The sequence below is a fragment of the Propioniciclava sp. genome (assembly GCF_036744435.1).
In the GTDB taxonomy this organism is placed as follows: Bacteria; Actinomycetota; Actinomycetes; order Propionibacteriales; family Propionibacteriaceae; genus Propioniciclava.
In genome coordinates this window covers 1-7,562 of record NZ_DAIOIA010000135.1, presented here as the reverse complement: position 1 = coordinate 7,562, position 7,562 = coordinate 1, and the positions used below count along the sequence as shown (strand labels likewise).

The 7,562-nt window shown below is 70.0% G+C and carries 8 protein-coding genes; 3 read left to right on the top strand and 5 right to left on the bottom strand.

The genetic code is table 11. The features are described from left to right. Positions 1–78 precede the first annotated feature (78 nt). From V7E09_RS13400 to V7E09_RS13390, 3 genes are all read right to left on the bottom strand, one after another. The gene (locus tag V7E09_RS13400) at positions 79–996 is read right to left on the bottom strand and encodes a family 2A encapsulin nanocompartment shell protein (RefSeq protein WP_324510714.1); all 918 of its coding nucleotides are present in this window, start codon (positions 994–996) and stop codon (positions 79–81) included. A 47-nt stretch (positions 997–1,043) separates the two neighbouring features. Further along, on the bottom strand, positions 1,044–2,177 hold the full coding sequence (locus V7E09_RS13395) for a TQXA domain-containing protein (protein ID WP_324523530.1): 1,134 nt from the start codon (positions 2,175–2,177) through the stop codon (positions 1,044–1,046). A 344-nt stretch (positions 2,178–2,521) separates the two neighbouring features. After that, positions 2,522–2,665 carry a hypothetical protein gene (locus V7E09_RS13390; RefSeq protein WP_324523529.1) on the bottom strand — a complete coding sequence of 48 codons (144 nt, stop codon included), beginning with the start codon at positions 2,663–2,665 and terminating at the stop codon, positions 2,522–2,524. A gap of 37 nt (positions 2,666–2,702) precedes the next feature. Here V7E09_RS13390 and cysK point away from each other — a divergent pair, with 37 nt between their 5' ends. Beyond that, the gene (cysK, locus tag V7E09_RS13385) at positions 2,703–3,665 is read left to right on the top strand and encodes a cysteine synthase A (RefSeq protein ID WP_324523528.1); all 963 of its coding nucleotides are present in this window, start codon (positions 2,703–2,705) and stop codon (positions 3,663–3,665) included. Next, the gene (locus V7E09_RS13380; protein WP_324510711.1) at positions 3,662–4,642 is read left to right on the top strand and encodes a glutathione S-transferase family protein; all 981 of its coding nucleotides are present in this window, start codon (positions 3,662–3,664) and stop codon (positions 4,640–4,642) included. Before cysK ends, V7E09_RS13380 begins: the two co-directional genes overlap by 4 nt. A gap of 144 nt (positions 4,643–4,786) precedes the next feature. On the opposite strand, the gene V7E09_RS13375 is transcribed toward V7E09_RS13380, so the two are convergent. After that, entirely contained in the window at positions 4,787–5,638 is an 852-nt protein-coding gene (locus tag V7E09_RS13375; protein WP_324510710.1) for an SDR family oxidoreductase, read from the bottom strand. Between the two features lie 87 nt (positions 5,639–5,725). Here V7E09_RS13375 and V7E09_RS13370 point away from each other — a divergent pair, with 87 nt between their 5' ends. Beyond that, positions 5,726–6,061: a YnfA family protein gene (locus tag V7E09_RS13370; protein ID WP_324510709.1), complete on the top strand. Its 336-nt coding sequence runs from the start codon at positions 5,726–5,728 to the stop codon at positions 6,059–6,061. Between the two features lie 263 nt (positions 6,062–6,324). Here the strand turns inward: V7E09_RS13370 and V7E09_RS13365 are convergent. Then, positions 6,325–7,562, bottom strand: a 1,238-nt coding sequence (locus V7E09_RS13365; RefSeq protein WP_324523527.1) for a phosphoenolpyruvate carboxykinase (GTP), incomplete at its 5' end; no start/stop codon positions are given.

The following is a 7,562-nucleotide window of genomic DNA, read 5'->3' as shown; positions in this document are numbered from 1 at the left end:
GCGTAGATCTGCCCGGCCAGGGCGGCCAACTCGTCAGGGCTCAGCGGCAGTTCGCTCCCGGCCTGCGGCGTCCGCAGCTCAGGCGTACTCATGGAACACGCCGACCTCAGCGCCATCCAGGACGGCGAGCGCGTCGTCGGTGAGGACGGCGAGCGCCGAGTACAGCGAGACCAGGTAGGACGCGATCGCCTGACGGTTGATCCCGTTGAACCGCACCGACAGCCCCGGGGACTGCTCGCCCACCAGGCCCGGCTGGAACAGCCCGACGACGCCCTGGCGCTCCTCGCCGGTCCGCACGACGATGAACTTCGTCTTGCCGTCCTCCACCGGAACCTTGTCCGAGGGAATGATCGGGATGCCGCGCCAGGTGACGAACTGGCCGCCGAACAGGCTCGTGACCACCGGGGGGACGCCGCGGCGGGTGGCTTCGCGTCCGAACGCGGCCACGCCGAGCGGATGGGTGAGGATGAACGAGGGGGTCTTCCACACCTTCGCCAGGAGGCTGTCCAGATCGTCGGGGGTCGGCGGGCCGGTCAGCGTGCTGATCGTCTGGTCGGCGGCGACCTGGGCCAGCAAGCCGTACTCGGGGTTGTTGATCAGCTCGGACTCCTGCTGCTCCTTGATCGTCTCGATCGTGAGCCGCAGCTGCTGGCTGACCTGGTCATGCGGGCTGGAGTACAGGTCGGACACCCGGGTGTGGATGTCGACGATCGTCGAGAGGGAGCGCAGGGTGATCTCGCGCGGGTTGGTCTGATAGTCCACGAACGTGGACGGCAGCGGCTCCTCGCCCGCGTCGCCCACCTGCACCGCGACCTTGTCGGGGTTGATGACCCGGTTCACGCGGTAGATGCCCGCCTCGACCGGCACCCACTGCAGCAGATGCAGCAGCCAGCGCGGGGTGATCGTGGAGAGCTGCGGGACGGTCTTGGTGGCGTTGGCGAGCTGGCGTGCGGCCAGATCGCCGAGGGCCTGGGACTCGGTTTGGTCGTGCGACATGGTGAGGCTCCTGACTGATGTGTGTGGTGGCGAAAAAGGTGTGCCGACTAGGTGAGGTGGTGGCGCGGGGCCGCGCCGGGGGTGAGGGGCGCCGGAGCGAGGCTGACCAGCGGCGTGAAGACGCTGGGGCCGTCCGGCGTCGTGGCGCCGATCAGGACGTGAGCGTGCACGAGGTCGATCGCCTCCTCGGCGACCGCCTGCTTCGACAGTAACTCGTACAGCGCCACGACGCGCTCGTTGTTGATGAACCGCGCTCCGCCTGTGAGGTGTAGTCGGACTCCACGAAGGTCGAGTCGGACGTCCGTCGTCGCGATGGCGGTGAGCCGGTAGAACCGGTGCCCCCGCGGCCCGGACGCGTCCACGCTGGACAGCGTCGCCCCGTGGCCCAGCGGACGGTGGACCTGCCCGGCCTCGTCCAGGGGCGCCGACGAGTGCGACACCCGACGCCACGTCCGGCCGTCAGAGGATCGCTCCAGATGGACCCGGACGCCGCGGTCGAAGGCGGCCTCGACGGCGAACGAGAACGCGGTGACCTGCGGGGCCCCGGCCAGTTCCACCTCCAGGTGGGCCGGGGTGCCCGCCAGGAGGTCAACGGCCCAGTCGGCGCCGACAGCCGAGCGAGACACCGTCGCCTCCTGCCCGCCGACGGGGCGGAGCTGCACGGGCGCGTCCAGGGGGCGGGTGTCGAGTTCGAGGCCGTTGGTGAACCGCCAGATCGCCGCTTGGGTGGCCGCGATCGCCTCGTGGGGGCGGATCTCGGCGGCGCCCAGGTGGTAGCCCGCCGCGGCGAGGCTGCGCGTCAGCTCAGCGGTGGAGCGAAACGGGTAGCCGGCGGCCAGGATGCGCGTGATCTCAGCTTGCCAGCGGATCGCGGCGGGTCGCCGCGCCGCCCACCAGCCCACCTCCCGGTAGTGGGACAGGTGCCGCGGGCTGACGCCGTGGAAGTCGAGGGAATAGGCGTCGATGTTCGGGTTGAGCCGGATCAGGTCCGTGTGAGCCATGGTGCCGTCGGCGAACCGGATGACGTCGACCGTGGGGGAGAACGTCCCGCCCCGAACCCGAGACAGGGCCGTGACCGGCGCCACCGCAGGAGTGGGGGCGTCCGCGGGGGTCGCCGGGACGGCGAACGGACGCCGGAACAACGACGTGGGTACGGGGGACGCCTCGAGCAGGGTGGTCATGCAGTGAGTCCTTGGATTGGGCTGTCGGCCACCGGCGAGAACGCTCAGGGCACGACGAGGAGGGTTGGAGGAACGTCAGTGCGACATTCGACAACAACCACAGACCAGAGCGGGCGCAACGAAGCGCGACACCTGATCCGGACTCATGCAGCCATCGTGCCAGCCGCGGACAAGCCCCGCCGAGGGGGCATCTCGCATGCTGGGACGTCCGCCTTGGCAACGGCGGTTTGGCAGCGCGCGGTGAGCGCGGCTACGTTGACGACGTGCGTCATCACAGCAGCCCGCGTCCCGCGATGCCGGCCCTGATGGCTGCCCGGCGCTGTTGTCGGTAGCCACCGCACCGATCACCGCCCGCCGGGCGCGCCGTGTCCCGGCACCCGGACCTCGGACGCCCACGGCGTCAGATCCTCCGCGTCGCGCCCGACATCGGCCGCACGTTCCCGCCACACCACGTCGTAGCCAGCCAGGCCCGGCGCCCGTGAACCCACCGTTCCTACCCGTACCGTCCCCTTGAGAGGAATCCCCGTGAGCGAACCACGGATCTTCCATAGCCCGACCGAACTGGTCGGCCACACGCCGCTGCTGCGGCTCCACCGCCTCTTCCCCGACGCGGAGGTGCTCGCCAAACTCGAATCCTTCAACCCGCTGGGGAGCGTCAAGGACCGCACTGCGCTCGCCATCGTCCGCAACGCTGAGGCGTCCGGGCAGCTCGCCCCCGGCGGCACCATCGTCGAGGCCACCAGCGGTAATACCGGCATCGCGCTGGCGTGGATCGGCGCGGCGCTGGGCTACCGCGTCGTCATCGTGATGCCCGACGACGTGTCGGTGGAGCGCCGCGCCTTGCTGCGCGGACTCGGCGCCGACTTGGAACTCACCCCCGGCGCCGACGGCATGGCCGGGGCGAACGCGCGCGCCGGACAGATCGTCGAGGCGACTCCGGGGGCGTTCCTGTCCGGGCAGGGCGGCAACGCGGCCAACCCGAACACGCACCACGCGAGCACCGGTCCCGAGATCTGGTCGGACACCGCGGGCCGCGTCGACATCCTCGTCGCCACCGTCGGCACCGGCGGAACGCTCACCGGCGCGGGCAGCTACCTGCGCGAACGCAACCCGCACCTGAAGATCTACGCGGTCGAGCCAGCCGAGGCGCCCGTCCTCAACGGCGGTGTGTTCGTGCAGCACAAGATCCAGGGCATCACCGGGGGAACGGACCTGCCGCCCGTCCTGCGCACCGACCTCATCGACGAGACGATCGACGTGCCTGGTGATGAGGCCATCGACGTCGCGCGGGAGGTGATGCGCGCCGAGGGCATCGTCGTCGGCATCTCGGCCGGGGCCGCGCTGTCCGCCGCCCGTGTGCTGGCCGCCCGTCCGGAGAACGCAGGGAAGGTGATCGTGGCCGTGCTGCCGGACACCGGTGAGCGCTACGTCTCCACCGAGTTGTTCGACCACGTCCGCGACGCCGTCGAGGCGGGGGTGTCGGCATGACGCCCGCGCAGTTCCACCCCGAGAACGCCGCCTCCGGCGAGTTCGTCCGCCAGCCCAACCGGTTCTCCGGACGCATCAGCGCCGACTCCGACGCCGGACCCGGCGAGGGCCCGGACGCGCAGGGCCGCTGGCCCGTGGAGCCGGGACGCTACCGGCTGATCGTCTCCCGGGCCTGCCCCTGGGCTCACCGGGCGATCATCGTCCGCGGTCTGCTCGGGCTCACCGATGTGATCTCGCTCGGCGTCGTCGACCCGATCCGCGACGAACGCGGCTGGCGGTTCTGGCTGGATGAGGGCCACCGCGACCCGGTGCTGGGCATCGAGTTCCTCGCCGAGGCCTACACGCGCACCGCCCCCGACTACGCCGGACGCGTCACCGTCCCGGCTCTGGTGGACACGCTCACCGGGCAGGTGGTCACCAACGACTACCCGCAGATCACCCTCGATCTGTCGACGCAGTGGGCGTCCTACCATCGCGACGGCGCGCCGCAGTTGCTGCCGTCCGACCCGGCCGAACGTGCCGAGCACGACCAACTCGTGAACGAGATCTTCGCCGACGTGAACAACGGGGTCTACCGGGCTGGGTTCGCGACCTCCCAGGCCGCCTACGAGTTGGCCTACGACCGGCTGTTCGCCCGGCTGGACGCCCTCTCCGAACGGCTGGCCACGCGCCGGTTCCTGATGGGGGAGCGCATCACCGAGGTCGACGTCCGGCTGTTCACCACCTTGGTGCGGTTCGACGCCGTCTACCACGGCCACTTCAAGTGCAACCGGAACAAGCTCACCGAGGATCCGGTGCTGTGGGCCTACGCCCGCGACCTGTTCCAGCAGCCCGGTTTCGGCGAGACGGTCGACTTCGACCACATCAAGCGGCACTACTACGCCACGCACGACCAGATCAACCCGACCGGCATCGTCCCGAAGGGTCCGGACCCCGCCGGGTGGCTGACCGACCCGGGCCGCGCCCACCTCGGCTAACCGCCGAGGACTGGGCTGGAGTCGCCGAGGACTGAGGTTGGAGTCGCCGAGGACTGAGGTTGGAGTCGCCGAGGACTGAGGTTGGCTTCGTCGAGGACTGGGCGATCGACACGTCGGCCCTCAGTCCTCGACGCATGGCCACACCTACAGGGCGCGGAGGGTGTCCACCAGGGACGTGGTGGGACGCCCGATGAGGTCGGCGAGGTCCGTGCTGCTGGAGTGCAGCGCACCGCCAGCGATGGCGGTGTCCCACCCGGCGAGCATCTGGGCGACCGCCTCCGGGAGCCCGTGGCTGGCGAGTTGGGCGGCGTACTCAGCCTCGGTCTGGTTCACGTAGGAAACCGTGCTTCCGGTCACCTCGGCGATGCCGTCCGCGATCTGCGGGTAGCTGAGCGCCGGGGCCCCAGCCAGTTCATAGACCTTGCCGGCATGCCCCGGGGTGGTGCCGACCACAGCTGCCGCCGCGGCGTAGTCCTTGCGGGCGGCCCCCGACACGAGGCCCTCCCCTGCAGCCCCATGGAACTCACCCGACGCCGCAGCGCCGGAGACGGCGGAGGCGTAGTTCTCCCAGTACCAGCCGTTGCGCAGGAGAGCGTGATCAATGCCCGAATCTGCGAGCAACTTCTCGGTGATCACGTGCTCCTCCGCCAGCGACAGGGCTGAGGTGTCCGCGTCCAGCAGGCTCGTGTAGGCGATGAAGCCGACGCCAGCCTCCTGGGCCGCGGCGATGACGTTGCGGTGCTGGGCGGCGCGCTTGCCGGGCTCGCTGCCCGACACGAACAGCAGCGTGTCGACGCCCGTCAGGGCCGTCGTGAGCGCAGCCTGATCCTCATAGGTCGCCTGAGCGACGCGGACGCCCGCGGGAAGGCGGGTGGCCTTGGCCGGGTCGCGGACGATGGTGACCACGTCGGTGGCCGCGATGCCCCGAGCCAGGACGGCGTCGACGATCAGGCCGCCGAGATGGCCAGTGGCTCCGGTGACAGCGATGGTGCTCATTTAGTTGCTCCTTCAAGTTTTCTTATGTCCAGTAGGCCACGCGAAACCGCGGCGGGCAAGTCCGGGTTGCCTGTCAGAATGCGAGCCATGGACACAGTGCGCTCGATCGTGCTCTTCGCCGTCGCCGCCATCGCCGAGATCGGCGGAGCCTGGCTGGTGTGGCAGGGCGTCCGGGAGCACCGCGGGCTGATCTGGGCGGGCGCAGGCGTCCTCGCTCTGGGCGTCTACGGCTTCGTGGCCACCCTCCAGCCGAACGCGGACTTCGGACGCATTCTCGCCGCGTATGGCGGCGTCTTCATCATCGGTTCGTTGCTGTGGGGCATGGTCTTCGACGGCTTCAAGCCCGATCGGTTCGATCTGGTGGGGGCCGCGATCTGCCTGGTCGGCGTCGGCATCATCATGTACGCCCCGCGTCCCGCCTAGCGCGCGCACGATGCACTGGGGCGCACGTTGTCCTGGCGCCCCTCGGTGTGCTGCGCGTCCCGGGGCCGTGCCCGAGTCCTGGGCCGTCCCAACCTCAGTCCTCGGCGGGCCCAGCCTCAGTCCTCGGCGGGCTTAGCCTCAGTCCTCGGCGGGGTGGGCGGCAGTGACGACGGGATGTGGGCGGCAGCAACGACCGCCTGGGCTCACGCTTACGCGCGGATCCAGGCGGTCGTGCCAGCGAGGTCGGTGCTGGACGCTGGTGGTTAGTTCTGTGCTTGGGCAATCCGCTCGCGCAGCTTGGCGAGTTGGTCGCGCAGGCGCTGCGGAACCTTGTCGCCGAACTGCTCGAAGTACTCCTCGGTCAGGTCGGCCTCCTGGGCCCAGGCCTCGGGGTCGAGGGCGAAGATCTGCTCCAGGGTGGCGGCGTCCAGGTCGAGGCCGTCGACGTTGAGGTCACCCGTCTTCGGCAGGTGGCCCGACAGCCCGTCGGACGCCTCCACCTCCCCCAGCACCCGCTTGATGGCCCACTCAATGGGGCGGGCGTTGTCGCCGAAGCCCGGCCACAGGAACGTGCCGTCCTCACCCTTGCGGAACCAGTTCACCTGGAAGATCGACGGCGCCTTGTCGCCCAGGGTGGCCCCCATGTCGAGCCAGTGCTGCCAGTAGTCGGCCATGTTGTAGCCGCAGAACGGGAGCATCGCGAACGGGTCGCGGCGCAGGGAGTCGACCGAGCCCTCGGCGGCGGCCGTCTGTTCGGAGGAGACCGTGGCGCCGATGAAGACGCCGTGTTCCCAGTCGTAGGCCTCCGAGATGAGCGGCACATTGGACGCCCGCCGCCCGCCGAACAAGATGATGTCGAGCGGGACGCCCGCCGGATCGTCCCAGTTGTCGGCGATGGTGGCGGCCTGATCGGCGGCGACGGTGAACCGGGAGTTCGGATGGGCGGCGGGACGGTCGGCGTCCGGCGTCCAGTCGCGGCCCGTCCAGTCGATCAGGTGGGCCGGTGGCTCCTTGGTGAGGCCCTCCCACCAGACGTCCCCGTCGTCGGTCAGGGCCACGTTGGTGAAGATGACGTCGTGATCCAGCGCGGCGAGTGCGATCGGGTTGGTGGACGCCGACGTGCCAGGCGCCACGCCGAAGAACCCTGCCTCCGGGTTGATCGCGTACAGCCGCCCGTCCTCGCCGGGGCGCATCCAGGCGATGTCGTCACCGATGGTCTCCACCTTGTAGCCGGGGATGGTGGGCTGCAGCATGGCGAGGTTGGTCTTGCCGCAGGCGCTCGGGAATGCTGCAGCCAGGTAGAACGTCTTGGCGTCGGCCTCGCGCGTGATCTTGAGGATCAGCATGTGCTCGGCCATGGTGCCCTCTTCGCGGGAGAGCACCGACGCGATCCGCAGCGCGAAGCACTTCTTGCCCAGCAGGGCGTTGCCGCCGTAGCCCGAGCCGTAGGACCAGATCTCGCGGGTCTCCGGGAAGTGCACGATGTACTTGGTGTCGCTGC

What these genes read in the sequence shown, in the direction of transcription:
- V7E09_RS13380 (WP_324510711.1), top strand. Translation starts at nt 3,662, where the DNA reads ATGACGCCCGCGCAGTTCCACCCCGAGAACGCCGCCTCCGGCGAGTTC.
- V7E09_RS13400 (WP_324510714.1), bottom strand. Translation starts at nt 996, where the DNA reads ATGTCGCACGACCAAACCGAGTCCCAGGCCCTCGGCGATCTGGCCGCA.
- V7E09_RS13370 (WP_324510709.1), top strand. Translation starts at nt 5,726, where the DNA reads ATGGACACAGTGCGCTCGATCGTGCTCTTCGCCGTCGCCGCCATCGCC.
- V7E09_RS13395 (WP_324523530.1), bottom strand. Translation starts at nt 2,177, where the DNA reads ATGACCACCCTGCTCGAGGCGTCCCCCGTACCCACGTCGTTGTTCCGG.
- V7E09_RS13375 (WP_324510710.1), bottom strand. Translation starts at nt 5,638, where the DNA reads ATGAGCACCATCGCTGTCACCGGAGCCACTGGCCATCTCGGCGGCCTG.